24 protein-coding genes and 2 tRNA genes are annotated in these 23,373 nt (G+C 42.7%); 9 read left to right on the top strand and 17 right to left on the bottom strand.

Annotated features, from left to right (window positions below; translation table 11 throughout):
* Positions 1–78: 78 nt before the first annotated feature.
* From D0X99_RS01310 to dapF, 4 genes are all read right to left on the bottom strand, one after another.
* A complete protein-coding gene (locus D0X99_RS01310; protein ID WP_119475838.1) occupies positions 79–1,269 on the bottom strand; it encodes a M20 metallopeptidase family protein in 1,191 nt (396 codons plus the stop codon).
* Complete coding sequence (locus D0X99_RS01305) at positions 1,250–1,792, bottom strand: hypothetical protein (RefSeq protein ID WP_147392172.1); 543 nt, start codon at positions 1,790–1,792, stop codon at positions 1,250–1,252. The genes D0X99_RS01310 and D0X99_RS01305 overlap by 20 nt, the downstream gene beginning before the upstream one ends.
* Positions 1,793–1,798: 6 nt before the next feature.
* Positions 1,799–5,179: a preprotein translocase subunit SecA gene (gene secA, locus D0X99_RS01300; RefSeq protein ID WP_119475836.1), complete on the bottom strand. Its 3,381-nt coding sequence runs from the start codon at positions 5,177–5,179 to the stop codon at positions 1,799–1,801.
* Between the two features lie 98 nt (positions 5,180–5,277).
* Positions 5,278–6,051 (bottom strand): diaminopimelate epimerase, encoded by a 774-nt coding sequence (gene dapF / locus D0X99_RS01295; RefSeq protein ID WP_119475835.1) that lies wholly within the window; start codon positions 6,049–6,051, stop codon positions 5,278–5,280.
* A 191-nt stretch (positions 6,052–6,242) separates the two neighbouring features.
* On the opposite strand from dapF, the gene D0X99_RS01290 reads away from it, so the two are divergent.
* Positions 6,243–6,998: a superoxide dismutase gene (locus D0X99_RS01290; RefSeq protein ID WP_119475834.1), complete on the top strand. Its 756-nt coding sequence runs from the start codon at positions 6,243–6,245 to the stop codon at positions 6,996–6,998.
* A gap of 83 nt (positions 6,999–7,081) precedes the next feature.
* Positions 7,082–7,549 carry a pyrophosphohydrolase domain-containing protein gene (locus D0X99_RS01285; protein ID WP_119475833.1) on the top strand — a complete coding sequence of 156 codons (468 nt, stop codon included), beginning with the start codon at positions 7,082–7,084 and terminating at the stop codon, positions 7,547–7,549.
* A gap of 106 nt (positions 7,550–7,655) precedes the next feature.
* Here the strand turns inward: D0X99_RS01285 and D0X99_RS01280 are convergent.
* From D0X99_RS01280 to mutS, 4 genes are all read right to left on the bottom strand, one after another.
* Positions 7,656–7,740 (bottom strand) — tRNA-Leu (locus tag D0X99_RS01280).
* An 83-nt stretch (positions 7,741–7,823) separates the two neighbouring features.
* Positions 7,824–7,899: transfer RNA gene (locus D0X99_RS01275), tRNA-Gly, on the bottom strand.
* A 139-nt stretch (positions 7,900–8,038) separates the two neighbouring features.
* Positions 8,039–8,836 carry a LuxR C-terminal-related transcriptional regulator gene (locus D0X99_RS01270; protein WP_119475832.1) on the bottom strand — a complete coding sequence of 266 codons (798 nt, stop codon included), beginning with the start codon at positions 8,834–8,836 and terminating at the stop codon, positions 8,039–8,041.
* Positions 8,837–8,893: 57 nt separating this feature from the next.
* Complete coding sequence (gene mutS, locus D0X99_RS01265; RefSeq protein WP_119475831.1) at positions 8,894–11,497, bottom strand: DNA mismatch repair protein MutS; 2,604 nt, start codon at positions 11,495–11,497, stop codon at positions 8,894–8,896.
* 82 nt (positions 11,498–11,579) lie between these two features.
* Between mutS and D0X99_RS01260 the strand changes: the two genes are divergently transcribed.
* Positions 11,580–12,113: an RNA methyltransferase gene (locus D0X99_RS01260; protein WP_119475830.1), complete on the top strand. Its 534-nt coding sequence runs from the start codon at positions 11,580–11,582 to the stop codon at positions 12,111–12,113.
* Positions 12,114–12,154: 41 nt separating this feature from the next.
* On the opposite strand, the gene D0X99_RS01255 is transcribed toward D0X99_RS01260, so the two are convergent.
* From D0X99_RS01255 to D0X99_RS01220, 9 genes are read right to left on the bottom strand one after another with little or no spacing between them, the layout of a single operon-like run.
* Complete coding sequence (locus D0X99_RS01255) at positions 12,155–12,613, bottom strand: PaaI family thioesterase (protein ID WP_119475829.1); 459 nt, start codon at positions 12,611–12,613, stop codon at positions 12,155–12,157.
* 2 nt (positions 12,614–12,615) lie between these two features.
* Positions 12,616–13,200: a hypothetical protein gene (locus tag D0X99_RS01250; protein ID WP_119475828.1), complete on the bottom strand. Its 585-nt coding sequence runs from the start codon at positions 13,198–13,200 to the stop codon at positions 12,616–12,618.
* A gap of 3 nt (positions 13,201–13,203) precedes the next feature.
* On the bottom strand, positions 13,204–14,535 hold the full coding sequence (locus D0X99_RS01245; protein WP_233553618.1) for a pyridoxal phosphate-dependent decarboxylase family protein: 1,332 nt from the start codon (positions 14,533–14,535) through the stop codon (positions 13,204–13,206).
* Complete coding sequence (locus tag D0X99_RS20680) at positions 14,501–14,632, bottom strand: hypothetical protein (RefSeq protein WP_262696699.1); 132 nt, start codon at positions 14,630–14,632, stop codon at positions 14,501–14,503. The genes D0X99_RS01245 and D0X99_RS20680 overlap by 35 nt, the downstream gene beginning before the upstream one ends.
* Before the next feature lie 12 nt (positions 14,633–14,644).
* A complete protein-coding gene (locus D0X99_RS01240) occupies positions 14,645–15,403 on the bottom strand; it encodes an SDR family NAD(P)-dependent oxidoreductase (protein WP_119475827.1) in 759 nt (252 codons plus the stop codon).
* Between the two features lie 11 nt (positions 15,404–15,414).
* The gene (locus tag D0X99_RS01235) at positions 15,415–16,308 is read right to left on the bottom strand and encodes a hypothetical protein (protein ID WP_119475826.1); all 894 of its coding nucleotides are present in this window, start codon (positions 16,306–16,308) and stop codon (positions 15,415–15,417) included.
* Positions 16,308–17,723 (bottom strand): MBOAT family O-acyltransferase, encoded by a 1,416-nt coding sequence (locus D0X99_RS01230; RefSeq protein WP_119475825.1) that lies wholly within the window; start codon positions 17,721–17,723, stop codon positions 16,308–16,310. Before D0X99_RS01230 ends, D0X99_RS01235 begins: the two co-directional genes overlap by 1 nt.
* A 27-nt stretch (positions 17,724–17,750) precedes the next feature.
* On the bottom strand, positions 17,751–18,299 hold the full coding sequence (locus D0X99_RS01225; RefSeq protein WP_119475824.1) for a YfiT family bacillithiol transferase: 549 nt from the start codon (positions 18,297–18,299) through the stop codon (positions 17,751–17,753).
* Between the two features lie 9 nt (positions 18,300–18,308).
* Positions 18,309–18,824: a ComF family protein gene (locus D0X99_RS01220; RefSeq protein WP_317133422.1), complete on the bottom strand. Its 516-nt coding sequence runs from the start codon at positions 18,822–18,824 to the stop codon at positions 18,309–18,311.
* Positions 18,825–19,087: 263 nt separating this feature from the next.
* On the opposite strand from D0X99_RS01220, the gene D0X99_RS01215 reads away from it, so the two are divergent.
* The 6 genes from D0X99_RS01215 (at position 19,088) to mnmG (ending at position 23,372) form a co-directional block, all read left to right on the top strand.
* Entirely contained in the window at positions 19,088–19,432 is a 345-nt protein-coding gene (locus D0X99_RS01215; protein ID WP_119475822.1) for a carboxymuconolactone decarboxylase family protein, read from the top strand.
* A 4-nt stretch (positions 19,433–19,436) separates the two neighbouring features.
* Positions 19,437–19,796, top strand: a complete 360-nt coding sequence (locus D0X99_RS01210) for a hypothetical protein (RefSeq protein WP_119475821.1) — start codon at positions 19,437–19,439, stop codon at positions 19,794–19,796.
* A complete protein-coding gene (locus D0X99_RS01205; protein WP_119475820.1) occupies positions 19,797–20,558 on the top strand; it encodes an exodeoxyribonuclease III in 762 nt (253 codons plus the stop codon). It begins immediately after the preceding gene.
* 40 nt (positions 20,559–20,598) lie between these two features.
* A complete protein-coding gene (locus tag D0X99_RS01200; protein ID WP_119475819.1) occupies positions 20,599–21,000 on the top strand; it encodes an ATP-binding protein in 402 nt (133 codons plus the stop codon).
* 3 nt (positions 21,001–21,003) lie between these two features.
* The gene (gene ybeY / locus D0X99_RS01195; protein ID WP_119475818.1) at positions 21,004–21,429 is read left to right on the top strand and encodes an rRNA maturation RNase YbeY; all 426 of its coding nucleotides are present in this window, start codon (positions 21,004–21,006) and stop codon (positions 21,427–21,429) included.
* Between the two features lie 77 nt (positions 21,430–21,506).
* Positions 21,507–23,372 (top strand): tRNA uridine-5-carboxymethylaminomethyl(34) synthesis enzyme MnmG, encoded by a 1,866-nt coding sequence (gene mnmG / locus D0X99_RS01190; protein ID WP_119475817.1) that lies wholly within the window; start codon positions 21,507–21,509, stop codon positions 23,370–23,372.
* Position 23,373 lies beyond the last annotated feature (1 nt).

Here is a 23,373-nt window from a genome sequence, read left to right as displayed (position 1 = left end):
GGAAAATGCTCGATTTCATGATTTGTAAATAAAAAAGCGAAGATAGTCCTTCGCTGATTTTTAGAGGTTAAGGGAAGATTATCCTTTAGCAAGTTCAGACACCGCCAACCAAGCCATCAAGCCGGCACCTATCTCGAGCGCATCTTCCTCAATGTCAAAAGTCGGAGTATGCACACCCGATACGATACCACGAGCTTCATTTCGGGTACCTAGGCGATAGAAGCAGCCGTCGATTTCCTGAGAAAAAAAGGCGAAATCCTCAGCTGCCATCCAAATATCCAAGTCCAGTACATTTTCTTCACCCAGATATTCCCTGGCTGCTTCCATGGATCGGGCAGTCAGTTCTGGCTCATTTTTAAGGAAAGGATAGCCTTTTCGGATTTCAAAGTCCAGGCGACCTCCCATTCCTTCGACAATACCCTGCGCGATTTGAAGCATTTTCTCATGGGCTTTTGCTCTCCAGGCTTCATCCAGCGTTCGGAAAGTGCCTTGAATTTTTACTTCATTTGGAATCACATTGGTGGCACCCAAAGCCTCCACCCGTCCAAACGAAAGGACAGAAGGAATTTTCGGATTGGCTACCCGGCTCACAATCTGCTGCAGCGCTACAATCATGTGCGAAGCAATAAGTACAGGATCAATGAAGGTCTCCGGCATGGCGCCGTGCCCCCCTTTTCCAGTAACTGTAATATATAGCTCATCAGTGCTCGCCATGTACAATCCCGGGCGAAAACCCACTTTTCCAGCAGGAATCATCGGCATTACATGTTGGCCAAGGATTGCATTCGGACGGGGATTTTCCAGCACTTTATCCTTGATCATCAATGAAGCTCCACCTGGAACCAATTCCTCTCCCGGTTGGAAAATGAGCTTGATTGTTCCCTCAAATTGATCTTTGACTTCATTCAGGATTTTTGCTGCACCCAAAAGGGAAGCCGTGTGGGCATCGTGCCCGCATGCATGCATGACACCTGGATTTTGGGATTTGTAGGGAACATCGTTTGCCTCGATGATGGGAAGGGCATCCATGTCTGCCCGAAGAGCAACGACCTTTTTTTCAGGATTTTTACCTTTGATCAGTGCCGACCAACCCGTGGTGGCTTTTTTTTCAATTTCAGAAATTCCGATTTCCCTGAGTTTACCTTCTACAAATTCAGCTGTTTTGAATTCTTTGAAGGAAAGCTCAGGATTGGCATGTAGGTGTCTCCGATTGGCGATGACTTCCTTCTTGTAGGCCTGGGCCAGGGATTTAATTTTGTCCTTGAGCATTTGGATTTAGCTGCGGTGCCACGTACTCTTTGCGCTGGAAGCGATCCTGAACAATTCGGGCAGTGGGAAACATTGTTTTGATTCGGGAAAAGCTTTTTTGTGCTTCAAACTTATAAGCAAACCTTCCGATTTTGACTAAATACCGAGGTTCTTGGTACTGCATTTCGGGAGAAATCTCCGGAAAATAAGAAGCAATCTCATCCCTAGTTCTGAATGCCTGATTTCGGTCGATTCCTGAATAAACTAACACGGTATACCCGTTGAAATACGGCTCCGACTTATTCTTCTCGGTCAGTCTTTTTTGCACTTCATCCAAACTTGAATCAACGGATTGAACAGAGGTGGAGGGTGCTACGGATTTAGCTTCCTGAGTGGAAACTTGAAAATCAGGATATTCAGGAAGGGATCCCGTCAGGTTTTCCTGATAATTGGAAAATGCCTCAGGTCCAGATACTGAAGCCGAGCCCATGCTTTTGCATCCGCCTAAAAGCACCAAAATCCCAAGTACCCAGATTTTCCTCATTTCAATTTAGTTTTCGATCACAACACATTTTCCGTCAGCGACATCCTGCTCAACGCTTTTGTATTTCACATCTGTTTTGGTCGTGCCATCAGAATATTTAACTGTCACTTTATCGTTCCTGCCAATTACTTTTTCAACCTTTCGTGGAGCTATTGGCTGTGGTGCTGGTCGACCAGCACTTGCAGCTGCAGCCGCGGCACGATTTGCGCCTGGATTCAAGGTACTTCCTGCATCCGCCTTTGAGGTTTGAAGCTTTGGTTCAGGAGCTCTTTGGGTTTGAGCCTGTTGAACCTGTGTCGGGTCTTGTCTTGGGAGATCAGCTCTGGAAAGGAAGGAAATCATGTCCTCATTCAGCTTGCCAATAAATCGCTTAAACATCTCAAAAGCCTCAAATTTATAGATCAAAAGCGGGTCCTTTTGCTCATAAACCGCATTTTGAACCGACTGCTTCAGGTCATCCATATCACGAAGGTGCTCTTTCCAGTTTTGGTCGATAATGGCCAAGGCCACATTCTTCTCTATGGCTCGGATCAATTCACGACCCTCACTTTGGATTGTTGCTTCCAAATTACAAACCACTCCGATCTGCTTGATTCCATCGGAAATCGGCACCATGATGTCCTTGACAGTTCCGCCTCTTTCATCTTGAACTCTCTTGAAAATAGGCAAGGCAGTTTGGGCAATTAGCTCATTTTTCTTCTGATAGCTATCGAAAGCAACTGCATACAATTCCTGAGTCAGTTTGGCTGCATCTTTCGTCTTCAAATCATTTTCTGAAATGTGATAATCCACCCCCAAAGTGGTGAATACGTTCATTCTCAGGTTTTCCGAATCTCCTGTGGATTTGCCCATTTCGACCATGCTTTCGCAAACATCATAGACGATGTTGAGAATATCGAGCTCCAATCGCTCTCCTTTGAGGGCATTTCTTCGACGCTTGTAGACCACCTCTCGCTGAGAGTTCATTACATCGTCATACTCCAGCAATCGCTTACGGGTTCCGAAGTTGTTTTCCTCTACTTTTTTCTGAGCCCGTTCGATGGACTTGGTGATCATGCTGTGCTGAATCACTTCGCCTTCTTCAAGGCCCATTCGGTCCATCAGTTTTGCGATTCGGTCTGATCCGAACAGACGCATTAAGCTGTCTTCCAAAGAAACAAAGAATTGAGAAGAGCCCACATCACCCTGACGACCGGAACGACCTCTCAACTGCCGGTCTACCCGACGGGATTCGTGACGTTCCGTACCGATGATGGCAAGACCTCCTGCTTTTCTGGATTCCGGAGTCAATTTGATATCGGTACCCCGACCCGCCATGTTGGTAGCTATCGTCACTGTTCCAGACTTCCCTGCTTCCGCAACAATATCCGCTTCGCGGGCATGCTGCTTGGCGTTGAGAACCTGATGAGGAATTTTCTTTAGCGTCAGCATTCGGCTAAGTACTTCTGAGATTTCGACTGAAGTCGTACCCACCAAGACTGGCCTTCCCTGAGCCACTAATTCGTTGATTTCGTCTGTTACCGCATTGAATTTCTCACGGACAGTTTTGTACACTTTGTCCTCCCGATCCTGACGGATGATGGGCTTGTTAGTCGGAATCACCACCACGTCCAACTTGTAGATCTCCCAGAATTCTCCTGCTTCTGTCTCTGCTGTACCAGTCATACCGGCCAGCTTATGGTACATACGGAAATAGTTCTGGAGCGTAATAGTAGCGTAGGTCTGGGTGGCATCCTCCACTTTAACGTTTTCCTTTGCTTCAATTGCTTGATGTAAACCATCAGAATATCGACGGCCTTCCATCACACGACCCGTCTGCTCATCTACGATTTTTACTTTTCCATCCACAATGATGTACTCGGTATCCCGCTCAAACATGCAGTACGCTTTGAGCAATTGGTTTACGGTATGGATTCGCTGAGCTTTTACCCCATAGTCTTTGATGACCTCTTCCTTGCGGATCAGCTTTTCTTTGTCGTCAAGGCTGGAGTCTTTTTCCAAATCAGCAATCACCACACCGATATCCGGAAGGATAAAGAAGCTTGGATCCTCATTTTTGGTGGTCATGGTCTCGATACCTCGATCTGTCAAATCCACCACATTGGTTTTCTCATCAATTGTGAACAAAAGCGGCTCATCTGCCTCAGGCATATTCCGCTTGTTGTCCTGGAGATAATAATTTTCTGTTTTCTGTAAAACAACTCGTATTCCAGGTTCAGACAGGAACTTTATTAACGGCTTGTACTTGGGAATTCCGCGATAGGCTCTGAAAAGTGCCAATCCACCTTCTTTTTCATTCCCTTCAGCAATCAGCTTTTTGGCATTGGCCAGGAATCCTTGAACCAACTTACGCTGCTCATCCACCAATGCAGAAACCCTTGGTTTCATCTGTTCAAACTCGTGAACATCGCCTCGAGGAACTGGACCGGAAATGATCAGCGGAGTTCTTGCATCATCAATCAACACAGAGTCCACTTCGTCGACCATGGCAAAGTGATGTTTACCTTGAACCAAGTCACCGGCTTCACGAGCCATATTGTCTCGCAGATAATCAAATCCAAACTCATTATTCGTCCCGTAGACGATATCCGAAGCATAGGCTCTTTTTCGGCCTGGTGAATTTGGCTGGTACTTGTCAATACAATCGACTGTCAGCCCGTGAAATTCAAAAAGTGGCGCATTCCATTCGGAGTCACGTTTGGCAAGGTAATCATTCACTGTTACCACGTGAACACCTCTTCCCGCCAATGCATTAAGAAACGCAGGAAGGGTAGAAACTAATGTTTTTCCTTCACCGGTTGCCATTTCGGCAATTTTCCCTTTGTGAAGAACCATCCCTCCGATCAACTGTACATCGTAGTGAACCATATCCCAAACGACTTCGTTGCCGGCGGCCATCCACTTGTTATGCCAGATTGCTTCTTCATCTCGGATTTCCACGTTGGGCTTGGAAACAGCTAGTTCGCGGTCTCGAAGAGAGGCTTTGACAACAAGTGTTCCGTTTTCCTTGAATCTGCGAGCGGTTTCTTTTACTACGGCAAAAGCTTGAGGCATCACATCCTCCAGCACTTTTTCCAACTCATCATCCCGATCTTTTTCAAGCTTGTCGATTTGGGTAAAAAGTTGATCTTTTTCGTGGATTGCCTGAGCAGGAAGCCCTTCTATTTGAGCTCTGGTTTCGGCTATTTTATCGTCAATCTCCTTCAATCGGCCCTTAATAATCTCTTTGATTTCCTGAGTTTTGGCTCTCAATTGATCGTCAGTGAGGCTTTTCAATGATCCGAAAATCTGATTGATTTCAGTAACCTTGGGCAGGAGTTCTTTAATATCTCTGTCGGATTTGGTGCCGAAAATTTTGGCTAATCCCTTTGCAATAAAATCTAGCATGTCTTTGTATGGATTCCCGGTTGGGGGCCTAAAAATAAGCCCTTTTTGTTAGAATTGATAATTAGTCCTTATTCAGGCAGATATCCTGGAGAAGGAATTTAAAGTTTGATTTTCCCTGAGAAAACCTGCTCAGCTGGGCCAATAAGCCAGATTTTGCTGAATGATCCGTCAGGGTTGGACTGAAACTTAACGGATAACTTGCCGCCAAGGGTATTAATTTTCACCTGATTTTGCTGATGCTGAGCCCCATAAACGATGGCAGCAGCAGTAACGCCTGTTCCACAGGAGAGGGTTTCATTCTCTACCCCCCGCTCATAGGTTCGGACAAAAACTTCATCCTCTGCCATCGGCTGAACGAAATTGACATTGGTGCCGCCTGGAGCATAGACAGAGTCATATCGAATGGATTTTCCTTCTTCAAAAACAGGATATCCTTCTGCTTTTTCCACAAATCGAATATGGTGAGGAGAACCCGTATTGAGGAAAAAATCCCCAGACTTAGCCTCTATGCCTTGGACATCTCCCATTAAAAGTTCCACTTGTTCTCCGGAAATTATCGCTTCATGAGGACCATCAATGGCGAGAAATCTGGTTTTTTCCTTAACTATTCCCAGAAAATGGGAAAAAGCAACGGCACATCGGGCACCATTGCCACACATACTTTGGCTTCCATCGGCATTGAAATAAATCATTTCAAAGTCAAAATCCGGGTGGTTCCGTATGGCAATCAATCCATCGGCGCCGATTCCAAACTTACGGTCGCAAAGCGTCCTGACCAAGTCAAGATTACTTAGATCAAAAGACTCAGCCCGATCATCGATCATGACAAAATCGTTCCCGGTGCCCTGATATTTGTAAAATGTTAGTTCCATGATTTTCAACAGGTCTGTCCCTCGTTTCAAAAACTTAACCAAGACAAATCCCCCTTACAAACTTAACCAACTTGTCAGGAATTCAGACTTAATGTCTGATGCTCAATTCCAAAATCGTCAGATAATCTCTAATTTCAGCAACTAAATCGGACTTTAAACGGTTCTCATTTGGCGAATCAATCCCTACACTCATGAACAATAAAGAACAAAACATAACACGCCGTGATTTCATTGCCAACACTGCCAAAACTGGACTTGCCATCGGACTGGTTGGGGCTGGTGTAACAGATACTTTCGCCTCAATCATTGAAGTGAAGTCTCCAAACGCCTTTGCCACAGGATTTGCACAGACGCCCTTGGCCTATGCCTACCCAGCCTTGGAGCCGAACATTGATGCCCGCACGATGGAAATCCACTACACCAAGCATGCGGCTGCTTACGCTACCAACCTTAGGGATGCTGCAAAAGAAGAAAACGTAGATACTTCAAAACCCCTGGAAAATGTACTCGCAAGCATCTCCAAGTACTCTGTTAAATTGAGAAACAATGGAGGCGGACATTATAACCATGAGCTTTTTTGGAGTATTATGGCTCCCAATACCGGCGGAAAGCCTGAAGGAAAATTAATGGAGGCTATCGTAGCATCTTTTGGTAGCTATGAGGCATTTGCTACCCAATTTGAAACAGCTGCCAAGGGTAGATTCGGATCCGGTTGGGCATGGTTAAGTGTAACAGCCGATAAAAAATTAGTGGTGTCTTCCACACCAAACCAGGATAATCCTTTAATGGATGTGGCTGAAGTGAAAGGAATTCCTATCCTGGGACTGGATGTCTGGGAACATGCGTACTACCTTCACTACCAAAATCGCCGACCAGATTACGTAACTGCATTTTGGAATGTAGTGAACTGGAAAGCGGTGGCAGACCGCTTTAATGCAGTCCTGTAATTCCTTGAGAAAAGGAGGAATAAAAGACCGGAAAAACCGGTCTTTTTCATTTATTTCAAGCCTAAATCAGAATTTCAACTTTCATGCAAGATCCAAAGTCCCTCACCTCGGTCGCTTTATTCCACGAGACCTTCAAGCACCCCGTACTTCCTACGCCCACCATTCCTTCTGAAACCAGATGCAATCTCCGGGTTTCTCTTTTGGCTGAAGAACTAAAGGAATTGGAAGAGGCCATTGAGCAAAAAGACATAGTTGAAATCGCAGATGCCCTTTGCGATCTACAATACGTACTTTCCGGAGCAATTTTGGAATTCGGACTGGGGGAAAAATTCAAAGCCCTTTTTGATGAGGTCCAACGATCCAATATGAGCAAGGCCTGCAAAACTGAAGCTGAAGCTAAAGCCACTGTGAAACATTACGAGGACAAGGGAACTCCTTGTTTTTATGAAAAAGAGGGGGACCTATTCTTGGTTTTTCGTGAAGGGGATCATAAAACCTTAAAATCTGTCGGTTATTCTCCCGCAGACCTAAAGGGAATCTTGGAAAAGTAACTGGAAGCAAGCCAAAAATAGAAACCAGCATTAAAACCGTGCTGGTTTTTTTATGCCCAAAAAACAAAAAAGCCCCGCCCCGATAGCTATCGGAGTGAGGCTTCTGTACCAGGAGCGGGAATCGAACCCGCACGGCCGATATGGCCACAAGATTTTAAGTCTTGCGTGTCTACCTATTCCACCATCCCGGCTTACTCTACTTTAAGGTAGAGCTTCGGTTACATTTGAATTTACAAATGTCCTGAAACGACAAAGCCCTTTTGCAAGGGCTTTATGGAGCGAGAGACGAGATTCGAACTCGCGACCCCGACCTTGGCAAGGTCGTGCTCTACCAACTGAGCTACTCTCGCAATTGTCATTGCTCAAAACGTGATGTGAGCGAATTGTGGATGCAAAGGTAAGACCCGAAAATAATTTTACAAGTCAGCACCATAGAATTTTTTTTAATTTTAGAGATCCCCGTTGTACAAACCTGACCTACAGGGTTTTTTAAAAATCGTAAGAGGCCAAAATTTTGACCATCTCACCCACATTTCTAGCTCCGAGTTTTCTTAAAATATTCTTCCTATGAGTAGCAACTGTATTGACAGAAATATTCAGGAGTTCGCTAATTTCTTTGGATTCTTTCCCTTCAAGAATTAAATCCACAATCTCCTTCTCTTTGGTTGTTAGCTTTATGGCTTTATCAATAGGGGAGTTTTTACTGACAAATATTTTTGCCCCATCCTCTTTGGTGTAGGAATAATTCCAATCATAATTTTTTGCTTTCGGCGGGGTGATCAGTTGAACTATGATGTGCAAATCCATTATGAAATTGCCAGCTTCGTCAATTACATAAGGTCTGACTTTGGAGGTCATCCAGATTACATCCTGAGAGGTCCGATGTACCCACCGTGTAGTATATGAAAACTCAAATGTATGCCTCTCCTGAATGGAAAGACTGTGAAATGCATCAAAGACTATTTTTTGGAAACGAAAAAGCTCCGGTCTATCATCGGGATGAATCATGGTAAATGAGGTCTCCATTCCCTTATTCCGAAACATGGATTCCGGGTAACCGCTTAGTTGCTCTACATTTCCGGTAAAGAAGGCAAGATTAAGATTACGATAATCAAAGCAGGCAATTACTAATCCTTCACTTATTCCAATGGTTTTGCTTAGAGAAGCGAGTTCATCTTTTAACTTTTGCTCGTCTACCTCGCCCTTGAACTCTTGCTCCTTCCATTCCTTAAAAAACTTGGTATACTTATCCTGTTTCTTCAGGTCTTTGAGTAATACCTTATCCATTTTTAATAAAAGTGTTTTTTAGCTTAAATCTTAGTAAAAGATACGGTTTAGGACAAATCATTCCAATTTCTTTTTGATTTCATGAAGTTTGAGAAGTGCTTCAATCGGAGAAATCGCATTAATATCTATCTGATCCAAAATCAGTTTGGCCTCGGTAAACTTAGGATCCATTTCAAACAGACTGAGCTGAAAATTGTTCTTCGGGATTGACTTAAAGTGTTCTTTCTTTTCTTTTAAGGCTTTGTCTTTTTCGAGGTGTCCCATGATCTCAGCGGCACGAAGGACCACTGGATTTGGCATCCCTGCCATTTGGGCTACATGAATACCGAAACTGTGCTCACTTCCTCCTTCTTTCAACTTCCGCATGAAAATCACCTTATTCCCGACTTCCTTCACTGAAACATTGAAGTTTTTGATTCGGGGAAAATCACCGGCGAGTTGATTCAGCTCATGGTAATGGGTAGCAAAAAGAGTCTTTGCTTTAAACGAGGGGTGATTGTGCAAAAACTCCACAATAGACCACGCGATGGAAATCCCATCGTAAGTGGAAGTCCCACGACCAATTTCATCCATCAATACCAGACTCCGATCGGAAAGGTTGTTCAAAATACTGGCAGTTTCGGTCATTTCAACCATGAAAGTAGATTCTCCTTTGGACAAATTATCGGAGGCTCCAACCCGTGTAAATACCTTATCAATAATCCCTATCCTGGCAAATGATGCCGGCACAAAACTTCCCATCTGTGCCATGAGCACAATTAAAGCAGTTTGCCTTAGCAGTGCCGACTTACCCGCCATATTGGGACCGGTAATGATCATGATTTGCTGGCTGTCGTGATCCAGGTAAATGTCATTTGGTACATAATTCTCTCCTACAGGCAATTGCTTTTCAATCACTGGGTGCCGCCCGTCTTTTATTTCCAACGTTTCGGTATCAGAAATTTTAGGACGGGAATAACCGTTGCTTAGAGCTACTTGAGCAAAAGAAAGAAGTGCATCCAAAGTGCCAAGAACACGCGCATTTTGCTGGATTTGAGTGACATAATGAGCAGTTTCCTGCACTAAAGCCTGAAAATACTTCTGCTCAATCCCAAGCATCCGATCTTCTGCGTGAAGGATTTTTTCTTCGTAGTCCTTTAATTCCGGTGTGATATACCGCTCGGCATTCACCAAGGTCTGTTTCCGGATCCACTCTTGAGGCACCTTGTCCCGGTGAACATGGGTAACTTCAAGATAGTATCCGAAGACTTTATTGTAGGAAATTTTCAAAGAAGAAATTCCGGTATTCAGGACTTCGCGTTGCTGGATCTGGACCAGAAAATCTTTACCCGTATTGGCAAGCCCTCGGTATTCATCCAGTTCAGGATCCACCCCGTCTTTGATTACTCCGCCCTGATGAACCAACATGGGCGCATCTTCTTTGAGCTCGCGATCAATCTTCTCCAATAAGAGCTCACAGGGATTAATTTGGTCAGAAAGTCGCTTTAGCGTAGGATTATCCTGGTTTTTAAGAATTTCCTTAATCGGAAGTGCAGATTTGAGAGCCCGCTTGATTTGGTTCATTTCACGGGGATTTGCACGACCCACTACCACTTTGGATATCAAGCGCTCCAAGTCACCGATATGCCGAAGGAGCACAAGAATTTCCTGGATCAGGGTGGAGTTTTGGTAAAAAAAGTCCACCACATTCAAGCGCTCTTCGATCGGCTTTTTTTCCTTTAGGGGAAGTACCATCCACTTTTTCATCATCCGTGAGCCCATAGGCGTCACGGTCTGATCCAAAATGTGAATCAATGGAACCCCGCCCTCATGCTGAGGGAAAACAAGTTCAAGATTTCGGATGGTGAATTTATCCAACCAGACATATTTCTCTTCTGCAATTCTAGAAATGGAAGAAATATGCTGGACTTCCCGGTGCTCGGTTTCCTCAAGGTAATACAGGATTGCCCCTGCTGCGATGGTTCCCGATTCCAGTTCCTCAATTCCAAACCCTTTCAGATTCGCGGTTCCGAAATGATTTTTCAGCTTTTCGTAAGTGAAATCGTACTGATATACCCAGTCTTCACAATGAAAGGTGATGAAGTCGTTTTTGATGAGTTCGGCAGCGGTTTTTTTGGCTGCTTTGGAAAAAATGATTTCCGAAGGGGCAAAACTTTGAAGGAGTTTTTCCAGGTAAGCAGAATTTCCCTCTGCGCACATAAATTCTCCCGTAGAGACATCCAAAAATGCAATGCCGTGCTTTTCCTTTCCAAAATAAATGGACCCGAGGTAATTGTTTTTTCGGGTGTCCAGCACTTGGTCATTGTAAGAAAGACCGGGAGTGACCAATTCGGTGACGCCTCTTTTGACAATACCCTTGACCATTTTTGGGTCTTCAAGCTGGTCGCAAATGGCTACACGATTTCCCGCACGGACCAATTTGGGAAGGTAATTATCCAACGAATGATGGGGGAAACCCGCCAATTCGATGTGGGAAGCAGCCCCATTAGCCCGTTTGGTCAGGACGATGTCCAATACTTTGCTGGCTACGACCGCATCTTCTCCAAACGTCTCATAGAAATCTCCAACCCGAAAGAGCAACAATGCGCCTGGATGCTTGGCCTTGATGGCATTGTATTGCTTCATCAGGGGAGTTTCCTGTCCGTCTTTGGATTTGCTCATGGGGAGAAAAAGGGAATTGTACTTACTTTTGAGTTGGGATTGCGCCCTGAAAATAGCCGATTAGGGCAGGAGATCAAAAAAGATGAAGAAATTAAGCATGGAGGAACTGGATCGGCTTTCGATCCAGGAATTTAAGAAAACCGAAAAGTCCCCACTGGTTTTGGTCCTGGACAATGTGCGCAGCCTGAACAATGTCGGGTCAGCCTTTCGAACTGCAGATGCTTTTCGGGTCGAGAAAATTTACCTCTGTGGAATCACCGGAACTCCACCGCACCGGGACATTCAAAAAACCGCACTTGGCGCAACGGAATCTGTGAACTGGGAATATTGCCTGAATACCTTGGAAGCCATAGAAAAACTCAAGGCAGATGGATACCAGCTTTGTGCCTTGGAGCAAGTGGAAAACTCGGTCAAGCTCAATGATTTTTCTCCGGAAAAAGGAAAAAAATATGCCCTTATCTTCGGAAATGAGGTGTTTGGGGTAGAAGAAGTGGTGCTAAAATCCTGTGATTCTATCCTTGAAATCCCTCAGTTGGGCACCAAGCATTCCCTGAATATTTCCGTGTCGTTGGGAATTGCCGTGTGGGATATGATGGTGAAATTGGATCAGTTTTAAGGCTTGTTTCCCTGATCCTTACAAAACGTAATTTCCACCCTTCAAAACCCCAGATCAGACAATTTCACATGCGTTTTGATCAAGTTTGAGCTGGCCTTTGCCACAAACTTCCCGGATTCTTTTCGGATGATTGCTTCCCAATGATTGAGGTTGGATCCTGAGCGGATTAGTTTTGCGGTTACCTCCAGTGTTTCTCCAATATGTGCTGCTGAGAGAAAGTCCACATTCAGATTGATGCTGGTCATCAGATACTCCGATCCAACCACAAAATTACCCATCCCGATTACGTCATCCAGCATGAGCGAAGCAATTCCTCCGTGAAGAATCCTGCCAGGATTACACATTTCGGGGCGAACGGTATAGGAGACCTTGATGTGGTGGAGATCGATCTCCAGCAAAGTGCCGCCGAGCCAATTCCCTGCTGCGGACGGAGTTTTATCGAGTTTTTTTCCGATTTGGGTTTTGAAAAATTCCAAACCTGGATTTGTTGTGTTTTCCATATTTAGTTGGGTTGTTCCAAAAGTCTGAAGTAATCTTCTACTACAGATTTTAGTGCTGATTTTTCTTTTTCTTCGGACCAAATAGGGTGTGTTTTTCCACCTACGATCAATTCAAAGACGGAACTCTGGTCAATTGCCGGTTTTAACTTCCGAAGCAAATTAAAATGGTCGGTATTGTTCCCATTGGCAAATTCGAAAACTTGTTCAATCCCTCCTGATTTAGACCTGATCTGAATCGGCCAATCCGCATTTTTCAATTCAAAATAGATGAAGGCATTTTCATTTACAGGATTCAATAAGATAACCAAATCCAATGTGGGTAGGATATCAGACTGAAGTCTTTTCCCATGTCGAAACAGCGTCATCCCGGCATCTCGCCTGATTTCCCGATCGTAGTAAATCGACCGGACGTTTTGAAAATAAAGGCGATTGGCATCAGTGACCCGAAATGTTCGATCTTCTCCCGAGTTGTTTGCCCGGCGTTCATTAAAAAACGAAAGCGCCAAAACCAGACCCAAGGCGGAGAAAATGAAGATTTTTAGGATTCGGACAAGGTCTGGAGAAAGGACTGGATCTCGGCTTGGCATGGTTTAATTGATTGGCTCAAGCAACTTTTTACGCTCTTCCAAAAGTAAACTCAATGCATTTCGGATATGTTTTTCTTCCACATCGGTTTGTCCGATCACCCAGCGGATGACAAACTTTCCGTCCAATTTGGTATGGGTAAAAAAGGCTTTTCCGGTAGCATTTACCCGAGCCATCCAAGCCTCATTAAACTGGTTCTGCTTTTCCAAAGAAATGCTTGTGTCACCATGTCGGAAGCAAATTGTATTGAAATTGACGGGGGCCAGGATTTCCAGATTTTTTTCTTTCTCAATCCAACTCTTGGCTAGCTGTGCCAATTGAAGATGGTTTCTCAGCTTCTCCCGAATCCCTTCGAGGCCATAAGAACGTATCACAAACCACAACTTAAGCGCCCGAAATCTCCTTCCCAACTGGATTCCCCAATCCCGGTAATTGTTTACAGAATCATCAAGTTGAGTTTTGAGGTATTCTGGGGTCAACGAAAACGTATTGATCAAAAATTGGGGCTCCCGTAGAAAAAGAACGCTACAGTCAAAGTTGGTAAACATCCATTTGTGCGGATTGAACACATAGGAGTCGGCATCTTGGTGTCCGCTGAGTAGGTGTTGAAATTCCGGTAAAAGCATCGCTGTCCCGGCAAATGCCGCATCGATATGATGCCAAAGGCCATATTTTTTGGTGATTTGAGTGATTTGTCCGATAGGATCAACCGCAGTTGAACTGGTTGTACCCAACGCAGAAACCACACAAAGGGGATAAAATCCGGCCTTCTGATCATTCAAAATCGCCTTTTCAAGTGCATCAGGAATCATTGCAAAATTTTCATCAACAGGGATTCTCACTAGATTTTGTGCCCCGATTCCAGCGATTTTTAAGGCTTTATCTATCGAAGAATGGACATGAGCGGAAGAGTAAACACGAAATTTTTCCTTCCCGGTAAAGCCTTTTTCATTGATTTGATACTGAGTTGCCTTTTCTCTTGCAGTAATAATCGCACTTAGAGTTGCCGTGCTTGCAGTATCCTGAATGACTCCTTTCCAGCTTTTGTCGATTCCTTTGGCATCCCGGAGCCAATCACAAACCCGTTCTTCCAATTCAGTCGCAGCTGGGGATGTGAGCCAAGACATGCATTGTGCACCTAATGTGGACATCAGCATTTCGGCCAAGATCGATGGCTCAGAGTTATTTGCAGGAAAGTATCCAAAAAAAGCCGGATGCTGCCAATGAGTCATTCCAGGCAGAATTATTTCCTTAAAGTCCTCGAAAATTTGATCAAACGATTCTCCCTTTTCCGGCGCATGGTCAGGGATTTTGGTGGAATATTGCCTTTGGTACAAGGGTAGGAGTCACCGGAAAACTTTCCTTTTGCTCCAAGTAATCTGCCATCCAATCCACCACCTGATGAGCAAACGCTCGGAATTCCTCCTTTTTCATTTCCGCAAATGCTTAACGGACATAAGAACCTGCATTCATATCAATGGAGGTACCAGTGGCATGGTCGGCAAGTCCCGAGCAAAGTAGGGTAACCATCGGCGCTATGTCCTCCGGAAGGGTCAGCTCCTTAAGCGCAATATCCTTCAAAGCAAAATCTTCCCCATATTCTGAAAGGATTTCATTGGCCATATCTGTACGGGTGAATCCTGGTGCGATGAGAAAGGCCTTGATCCCAAGCTTTCCATAATGTCTGGCAATGGAGCGGGTTAAGCTGACCAAAGCACCTTTTGAGGCAGCATAGGCTAGATAATCAGGTGTATCGCCACGAAATGCTGCCCTGGAGGAAATCATCACAATTCTTCCGTTCTCATGTGGCTTTGCCTGATCAACAAATTCTTTACTGAGAATCCCAACGGCTGTTGAGTTTACAGCCATAACTTTCTCCCATATCTGCAACCATTCTGCCGTAGGAAGGGTGTCAGGTGCTGAAGGGGAAATCCCTGCATTATTGACCAAGGCAGTTAACGGTCCATACTTTTCAACCAATCGAGGGATAAAACCTACCACTTCGGCGGATTGTGAAAGGTCACAGGCTTCAATATGGGCTGGATTTTTGAGCTGATTTAGAAGACTTTCTGCTTCTGTCTTATTTGAATTGTAATGAATGATTACCTCGGCACCTGACTCGGAAAGTTGCCTGGCAATGGCACGGCCAATGCCTCGGGAAGCTCCGGTTACCAGGATACGTTGATTTTTTAGGGAGATGTTCATGAATTCCAGTATTATTCCAGCTTTTTCAACTCTTCTATAAACGCCTTTGTCGCTATTTTTTTGCCCGAATTCACGACATGGATGTAATCGGAAAAATAATTTGGTTTATTAATCAATCGGGAATGATTGATCACCGTGTAGGGGCAAGACTCTAGGAGATTGATTTCATCCCGAAGGTAAGGAGCTATATATATGATTAGTTTACTTGAGTTTCTGATCGTTAATTCCTGGATCTCTTTTAAAATCGGATTTGTCAAGGCAGTCTGAAAATTGCGTGGCTCCGGTTTTTCATCCATTCCTAGGTAATCAGGGTATTCAAAGTTGCCCAACTCATCAAATTGGTACCTATAATCTGGTTTAATCGATGAAATCAACGTTGGCCCCAACAACTCCATATTGTAATATCCAAACCCAAAAAATGGAAAAGACCCTGAGGCAGCTAAAGGTTTTACAAGGCCTTCATCATATCTGGAATAGTAATTTTGGACATAAGATTCGTTTCGGAAAGGAAGAAAACGGTAATCGTTTTCAGAAATTACTGTCTTTGAGGTATCTCGATCAGGTAAGTCAACAGAAATTACAATGAATTCTGCACGGTAACCTTGAGCGTAAAAATGTTCAAGCATTAATTTTGCCGTAGGTAAGGCAGTATAATCCATGGAAAAATTTGCAGAAAGACCTTCCAGCTCATCTGCAATGAGCTTTGTATCGAGAGAGGCAAGTCCTCTGCTCGAACCAAAAACAGCAAGCTTAAACTGCTCACCTGGCTTAAATGCATTAACCAAAAATGATGGCTTGAAAAACTGACTTCTCTTTAACGTATATAAACCCATTAATGAAAGTCCATAGGCCAGAAACAAAAGGCCCAAAAGATAAAATGTAGACTTTATAACGAATTTTTTCATCAAAACTGAAAGTATATAAAGCTTTCGTGGTTTTTGAACGCACCGAAAAAGATAATTGACAAAGCCAGGATCAACAAATATTTACTTGGCAATAAGACTTCGGATTTTTGTTTGTTTTCGAAAAAAGCCTCTGTTCCCAGCATGAATAAGCTGAAAAAAGCCACTACTGCAAATATTATGGTTCTTTTAGTCTGGCTGAAAATAAAATTTCCAGCCCCTTCATTTGACCATATGTGTCCCAGGTAGTCTAAAGCTTGACCCAATGAATCAGCTCTAAAGAAAACCCAAGCCAAACAAACCACCGAAAACGTCAGAAAAATCCTTGGCAATTTTAGCCAAAAGGAATCCTGATGAAGATTTTGGTGGGCTTTATTGATAAAAAAGGGAACATACATCAAGCCATGAATTGCGCCCCATGCAAGGAAATTCCAATTAGCACCATGCCAAAAACCGCTTACCAAGAAAATGATCATCACATTTCTTACTGAAAAAGCAATTGATCCTCGACTGCCTCCCAAAGGGATGTAAACATAATCCCTAAACCACGTAGAAAGAGAAATATGCCATCTTTTCCAAAAATCATTGATGTTTTGGGCCAAATAAGGGAATCGAAAATTCATCATCAAATCGAAACCAAACATTCTGGAAAGGCCAATTGCAATGTCAGAATACCCGCTAAAATCCCCATAAATTTGGAGTGCAAACAAAACGGATCCGAGAATTAGAGATAAGCTGTTTTGATCCTGATAGTTGGTAAATATCTCATCTACGAGAATTGCGGCGTTATCCGCTATCACAACTTTCTTAAACAAACCCCATACAATAAGCCTGACTCCACTAACAGCAAGGGAATAGTTGAATTTACGTGGAGTATAAAATTGACCAAGTAAATGAGATGCCCGCTCTATAGGTCCAGCAACCAATTGGGGGAAAAAACTCACAAAGCCCAAAAATGCTAACACATCTTTGGTCGGCGTAAGCTGTTTCTTATAAACATCAAATGTGTAACTGAGTGTCTGAAAAGTGTAAAAACTGATTCCAACCGGAAGGATTATGTCCAGTCTGGATTTTTCCAAACTCATCCCGAATAAAGAAAAAGCATCTACAAATGCCTCAGTGAAGAAATTGAAGTATTTGAAAAAGCCCAATAAGCCCAAGTTGGCAACCAAACTCGCTCCCAGCAATAGCTTCCTTCGTTTAGGATCATCTGTTTGTCCTAAGCCAATCCCAATAAAAAAATCTATAAAAGAGCTTAAAGCTATCAAACCCAAAAATCTCCAATCCCACCAGCCATAGAACAAATAACTGGCTAGTAGCAAGATCCACAGTTGAACTCTGTGGTACTTATTAAAAAGCCAATACAGCGCAAATACTATTGGCAGGAAAATGGCAAATTCTATGGAGTTAAAAAGCATCCAATTTAGCGTTTTGGATTTGGAAGATTAATTTCCGATTGGCTTAAATTCCCTCAAAACCAAGTGCTGTACATGCGCAAGATGATGCTGAGAATGCCAAGCATACATTAGCGTGACCTCGCTAAGAGCCTGGGTTTTTTGCTTCTCAGGGTGAAAATAGGTCTTCTTAAAATCCTCCGGATTCATTGAATCCAAAAGGACTCCCCATTTGAAATGGATGGCCCTGATAATGGCCAAGGAAGATTCAATTGGAAGAGTCGCATCCGCAAGATTTGCCCATGTCGCCTCATCGTAGGGTTTGATGGTTGGGTTTTCTTCCGTTAAGGCTAATTTGAATCGGATATAGGCATTCATGTGACTATCTGCACAGTGATGAACCAATTGCCTAACTGTCCAGCCTCCTGGTCGATATGGCGTATCCAACTGGGACAATGAAAGAGGACTTGCTGCAGTAAAAAAATTTGCAGGAAATGACTTGATGATAGCAATAGCATCTTGGATTGCTTGCAAAGTAACGATTTCAGGAAGTTTAAACCTTCCGATAGGGTATTTGAGTAATTCGATGTCTATGGTCATGCCTTGGGATTATTGGCCACCTGCAGCGATGGTAGCCAAATCTACAAGTTTTGCCCCATTGGCCAAAAGCACATTAGCACATGCGCAAAGTGTCGCACCGGTGGTAATTACATCATCAACCAATAAAATCCTGAGGCCGTTGATATTTTCGCTGTCTTTCAAATCAAAAACCTCGTCCACATTTTCAAGGCGTTGAAGCCTTGATTTTTTAGTCTGGGTTTCAGTGAATTTCCTTCTTTCCAAAACTTCTTTTGATCTAATATTCAATGAGATAGAAAGACCTTTGGCAAATTTTTCGCTTTGGTTATAACCTCTTCTTTTTTGCTTCAATGGATGAAGTGGTACAGCCACGATCAAATCCCATTCTCCTGAATATCCTCCCTCTTGTACAAGAGTCAACCCATACAACCTGCCCATTTCTTCACCTATTTCAGGCTTGTTCTTGTACTTCAATAAATGAAGTAGTTTTTGGCTTTTCCCTTTTTTGGTAAATCGGATAAACGCCATTGCTCTATTTACTGGCATCAGTCCCCGAAGCTTTGAAGTGAGTTCATTATCAAAAGCTCTTAAATGAAAATTTGCCCTTGGTAGTGTGCCTTGACAAACCGTACAAAGACAGGGTTCAAAGTCAAAGAGACTCTTCCCGCACAAAGGACAATTGCGCGGGAAGACGAGATCCAAAAAATCTTTTAAGAAAAATAAACGCATGGCCAAAAAGTGTTGTTGTTCTGCCTTAGGGTAGAATAAGCAGTATATTTACCCTTTGGACTATATTAATACTTAAGTTAATGAATCTAATAGAGGAATTCAACGAGTATCGCTCCAAAATGAATGAGCGAATCCTTTCTGAAGACAACAAAGTGATCAAGCGTTTTTTCAACTTGGACACGAATACCTATGCAGAAGGTGAACTGGATATCAAAACCAAAGAAATGATCGGATTAGCCTGTTCGATGGTGTTGCGTTGTGATGATTGCATCAAATACCATTTAGGAAAATCCTTTGAAGCTGGTGTGGGCAGAAAAGAAATTTTCGAAGTGTTTTCCATTTCCATGGTCATAGGCGGATCCATTGTTATACCTCATCTGAGAAGAGCCGTAGAATACTGGGAAGAACTTGAAAATCAAGTATAAGGATATGTTTAAGCGGGATTTGGATCTTGAAAAACGATGGTCAAAACTTCTGGACGGATTGAAAGATACCGTAGGAAAAAAACCCAATGACCTAAATGGCGTACTCTTCCTGATTGGAGTACAGGAACTTGGACAGGGAACAAGGACATTTTCCAAAGAGCAAAAGCAGGACCTAATGCATATTGCGGTGTGCAAAGTTTTGAGCTATGCTGGCTTTTATGAACTCGATTTTATAGATCAAGAGGGATGGCCCCATTGGAAATTGGTAAAAGAACTGCCTCATTTTGATCTTTTGGAACAGGAAAAGTTACTAAAACTCCAAGTCTTGGAATACTTTGAAAAAGAGTATCAAATTGAAATTTAAATGAAACTGATCTCATACAACGTCAACGGAATCCGATCAGCCATGAATAAAGGATTTGTAGAATGGCTTAAGGAAGAAAATCCTGAAATCATTGGTTTACAGGAGATTAAAGCTCAGGAAAAGGATATTGACCCCACTATTTTCCAGGAATTAGGATATGAGTTGTATTGGTTTCCTGCGGTTAAAAAGGGATACAGCGGTGTTGCAATATTTACTAAAATCAAACCCAAATCCATCAAATACGGAATGGGACTAAATAAATATGATGATGAAGGGCGGATGATTCAAGCAGACTTTGAAGACTTTTCATTTATCTCTTCCTATTTCCCATCAGGCACTACGGGAGATATCCGTCAAGATTTCAAATATGAATTTTTGGATGACATTTTTGGATACATGCAGGATTTGAGAAGAGAAAATCCTGCGATTATCCTTAGTGGAGACTACAATATCTGCCACAAACCTATTGATATACACAATCCCGTATCGAATAAAAACTCTTCTGGATTTCTACCAGAGGAACGGGCATGGATGGATAAGTTTACCGATTCGGGTTTTATTGATACTTTCCGACACTTCAATCCCAACCCTAACCAATACACTTGGTGGAGTTTTCGAGCCAATTCCCGTTCAAAAAACTTGGGTTGGCGTATAGATTATCATATGGCAACCAAGGAATTGCAGAACAAACTGAAAAGTGCTGTAATTTTGCCTGATGTAAAACACTCTGACCATTGTCCGATTGTTTTAGAAATTGACTAAGCATAAATCAATAAGATCTGAATCATTGAATATTTCCCAGATGAAGTCTATTAAAATTTCAATTCCATCTCTGATAGAGAATATTAAAATAATCGAAAGTTTCATTGACAATGCCAAGGAAAACTTCGAAATCAATGATGACATCTATGGGAATATTATGATTTCCGTGACAGAGTGTATCAGCAATGCCATTATTCATGGCAATCAAAATGACAAAAACAAACTAGTTCATTTGGAACTACGAGTGGAAGATGACCAGCTAAAATTTACGATAGAAGATGAAGGTGAGGGATTTGATCTTGCTCTATTGCCCGATCCTACAGAACCGGAGAACATTGAAAAACCTGGTGGACGGGGAATTTTCCTTATTCGACATCTCAGTGATGAAGTAAAGTTTGAAGAAGGGGGGAAGAAAACTATACTTTCCTTTTACATGGATTGAAGTATGGCCATCAACTTCTTTACAGAGGAAATCCAATTTGTATTACCTCAAAAACAAAAACGCAAAAATTGGCTTAAGCAAATCGCTAAATCCGAAAATTTCAAATTTGGTGAATTGAATTACATCTTTTGCTCTGATGAATACCTGTATAAGATCAATGTAAATTACCTGAATCATCATACCTATACAGACATCATCACTTTTGATAATTCTGAAGAAGAAGGGAAAATAGAAGGAGACATCTTTATAAGCATAGACCGCGTTAGGGAAAACGCACAAAAACATGCCCAGGAAGAATCCACCGAATTAAGTAGAGTAATATCCCATGGGCTGTTTCACCTGATGGGATATAAAGACAAGACCAAAGATGAGGCTGAAGTCATGCGGAAAAAAGAAGGTTTTGCCATAGACATATTTGAAAAATTATAAACGTTTCACGTGAAACACTCGAAAGGGATTTAAAGCTCATTCCAAGTTTCACGTGAAACATCTAATAAAATAAAATCATGTTTCCAAAATATGATGTGATAGTAGTAGGGGCAGGGCACGCAGGCTGTGAAGCAGCACATGCGGCAGCCAAGATGGGCTCAAAGGTATTGCTCTGCACTATGAACATGAATACCATAGCTCAGATGTCTTGCAATCCCGCCATGGGCGGGGTGGCTAAGGGGCAAATCGTCCGAGAAATTGATGCTCTGGGGGGTATGTCTGGAATCATATCAGATAAATCCATGATTCAGTTTCGGATGCTAAATCGTTCGAAAGGGCCTGCTATGTGGTCGCCAAGAAGTCAAAATGACAGAATGCTATTCGCTGAAGAATGGAGGCTGGCGTTGGAACAAACTCCAAACGTGGATTTTTGGCAGGAAATGATCAGCGGTCTCTTGGTAAAAGATGGAAGAGTCAGAGGTGTTAAGACGGGAATTGGAATAGAAATAGAATCCGAATCGGTGGTATTAACAAATGGAACATTTCTTAACGGTGTAATACATATTGGCGAAAAACAGTTTGGTGGAGGAAGAACTGGAGAATCGGCCGCTAAAGGAATTACAGAACAGTTGGTTCAACTCGGTTTTGAAGCGGGAAGAATGAAAACAGGTACTCCTCCAAGGGTAGACGGAAGAAGTCTGGATTACTCGAGAATGGAAGAGCAATTAGGAGATGAAAAACCTGAAAAATTCTCTTATCTCGATTCTACAAAACCTTTAGAAACTCAAAGGAGCTGCTGGATAACTTACACCAACAAAGAAGTACATCAAACACTCGAGACAGGATTTGATCGATCCCCAATGTTTAATGGCAGAATTCAAGGTCTTGGACCACGTTATTGTCCAAGCATTGAGGATAAAATCAACCGATTCGCAGAACGAGAAAGACACCAAATTTTTGTGGAGCCAGAAGGTTGGAATACCGTTGAAATTTATGTCAATGGATTCTCTACTTCACTTCCAGAGGATGTCCAGTATGAAGCATTAAGAAAAATCCCGGGATTTGAGAATGCAAAAATGTTTCGGCCAGGGTACGCTATCGAATATGACTTTTTCCCTCCAACGCAGCTAAAATTAACGCTTGAAACACATTTGATAGAAAACTTATTCTTTGCAGGTCAAATAAATGGGACAACAGGCTACGAAGAGGCTGCATCTCAAGGATTGGTGGCAGGAATCAACGCAAGTCTTAAAGTACAGGAGAAGGGCCCATTTATACTTAAAAGGTCAGATGCTTATATCGGAGTACTAGTGGATGACTTGATAAATAAGGGCACAGAGGAGCCTTATCGTATGTTTACATCACGGGCAGAATTTCGCCTCTTACTTCGCCAGGATAATGCCGATTTGCGACTAACTCAATTAGGTCATCAAATTGGGTTAGCATCTGACGAACGTCTGGAAAAAATGCTTGACAAAAAAACATCTACAGCCAAATTGATCAATGATCTGAAGCAGAAAAAACTTAGCCCAGAACTAATAAATGAAGGCTTGGAAAACATTGGAACAGCATCAATTCAGGAAAAAATAAGTGTGGAAAAATTACTAAAAAGGCCACAAATTGGAATCGAAGAATTAAAAACTGTCGATCAAGAACTGAAACAGTACTTAAGTAAATATTCAAAAGAAGTGCTCGAACAGGCAGAAATTCAAATTAAATACGACAGCTATATCGACAAAGAACAACAAATGGTGGAAAAGTTGTCAAACATGGAAAGTTATAAAATCCCAACCCGCTTTGACTATTTATCCATAACCGCTTTGTCCAATGAAGGCAGACAAAAATTAAATAAAATACGCCCTGAAACACTCGGACAAGCATCCAGAATTAGTGGGGTTTCACCGGCTGATTTATCAATCTTAACAGTGTATTTGGGAAGATAAA

The sequence above is a fragment of the Algoriphagus lacus genome (assembly GCF_003583985.1).
Lineage (GTDB): Bacteria > Bacteroidota > Bacteroidia > Cytophagales > Cyclobacteriaceae > Algoriphagus > Algoriphagus lacus.
The sequence above is the reverse complement of the archived record's forward strand: the minus strand, read 5'-3'. Positions and strand labels throughout refer to the sequence as shown.

Coding starts and splice junctions, on each gene's coding strand:
- D0X99_RS01250 (WP_119475828.1), bottom strand. CDS start 13,200: ATGCCAAGCCGAGATCCAGTCCTTTCTCCAGACCTTGTCCGAATCCTA.
- dapF (WP_119475835.1), bottom strand. CDS start 6,051: ATGGAACTAACATTTTACAAATATCAGGGCACCGGGAACGATTTTGTC.
- D0X99_RS01305 (WP_147392172.1), bottom strand. CDS start 1,792: ATGAGGAAAATCTGGGTACTTGGGATTTTGGTGCTTTTAGGCGGATGC.
- D0X99_RS01240 (WP_119475827.1), bottom strand. CDS start 15,403: ATGAACATCTCCCTAAAAAATCAACGTATCCTGGTAACCGGAGCTTCC.
- D0X99_RS01285 (WP_119475833.1), top strand. CDS start 7,082: ATGCAAGATCCAAAGTCCCTCACCTCGGTCGCTTTATTCCACGAGACC.
- D0X99_RS01200 (WP_119475819.1), top strand. CDS start 20,599: ATGAAGTCTATTAAAATTTCAATTCCATCTCTGATAGAGAATATTAAA.
- D0X99_RS01255 (WP_119475829.1), bottom strand. CDS start 12,613: ATGGAAAACACAACAAATCCAGGTTTGGAATTTTTCAAAACCCAAATC.
- D0X99_RS01215 (WP_119475822.1), top strand. CDS start 19,088: ATGAATCTAATAGAGGAATTCAACGAGTATCGCTCCAAAATGAATGAG.
- D0X99_RS01225 (WP_119475824.1), bottom strand. CDS start 18,299: ATGACCATAGACATCGAATTACTCAAATACCCTATCGGAAGGTTTAAA.
- D0X99_RS01260 (WP_119475830.1), top strand. CDS start 11,580: ATGAAGAAATTAAGCATGGAGGAACTGGATCGGCTTTCGATCCAGGAA.
- D0X99_RS20680 (WP_262696699.1), bottom strand. CDS start 14,632: ATGAAAAAGGAGGAATTCCGAGCGTTTGCTCATCAGGTGGTGGATTGG.
- D0X99_RS01210 (WP_119475821.1), top strand. CDS start 19,437: ATGTTTAAGCGGGATTTGGATCTTGAAAAACGATGGTCAAAACTTCTG.
- mnmG (WP_119475817.1), top strand. CDS start 21,507: ATGTTTCCAAAATATGATGTGATAGTAGTAGGGGCAGGGCACGCAGGC.
- D0X99_RS01205 (WP_119475820.1), top strand. CDS start 19,797: ATGAAACTGATCTCATACAACGTCAACGGAATCCGATCAGCCATGAAT.
- D0X99_RS01230 (WP_119475825.1), bottom strand. CDS start 17,723: ATGCTTTTTAACTCCATAGAATTTGCCATTTTCCTGCCAATAGTATTT.
- D0X99_RS01235 (WP_119475826.1), bottom strand. CDS start 16,308: ATGAAAAAATTCGTTATAAAGTCTACATTTTATCTTTTGGGCCTTTTG.
- D0X99_RS01270 (WP_119475832.1), bottom strand. CDS start 8,836: ATGGATAAGGTATTACTCAAAGACCTGAAGAAACAGGATAAGTATACC.
- secA (WP_119475836.1), bottom strand. CDS start 5,179: ATGCTAGATTTTATTGCAAAGGGATTAGCCAAAATTTTCGGCACCAAA.
- D0X99_RS01310 (WP_119475838.1), bottom strand. CDS start 1,269: ATGCTCAAGGACAAAATTAAATCCCTGGCCCAGGCCTACAAGAAGGAA.
- ybeY (WP_119475818.1), top strand. CDS start 21,004: ATGGCCATCAACTTCTTTACAGAGGAAATCCAATTTGTATTACCTCAA.
- D0X99_RS01220 (WP_317133422.1), bottom strand. CDS start 18,824: ATGCCAGTAAATAGAGCAATGGCGTTTATCCGATTTACCAAAAAAGGG.
- mutS (WP_119475831.1), bottom strand. CDS start 11,497: ATGAGCAAATCCAAAGACGGACAGGAAACTCCCCTGATGAAGCAATAC.
- D0X99_RS01290 (WP_119475834.1), top strand. CDS start 6,243: ATGAACAATAAAGAACAAAACATAACACGCCGTGATTTCATTGCCAAC.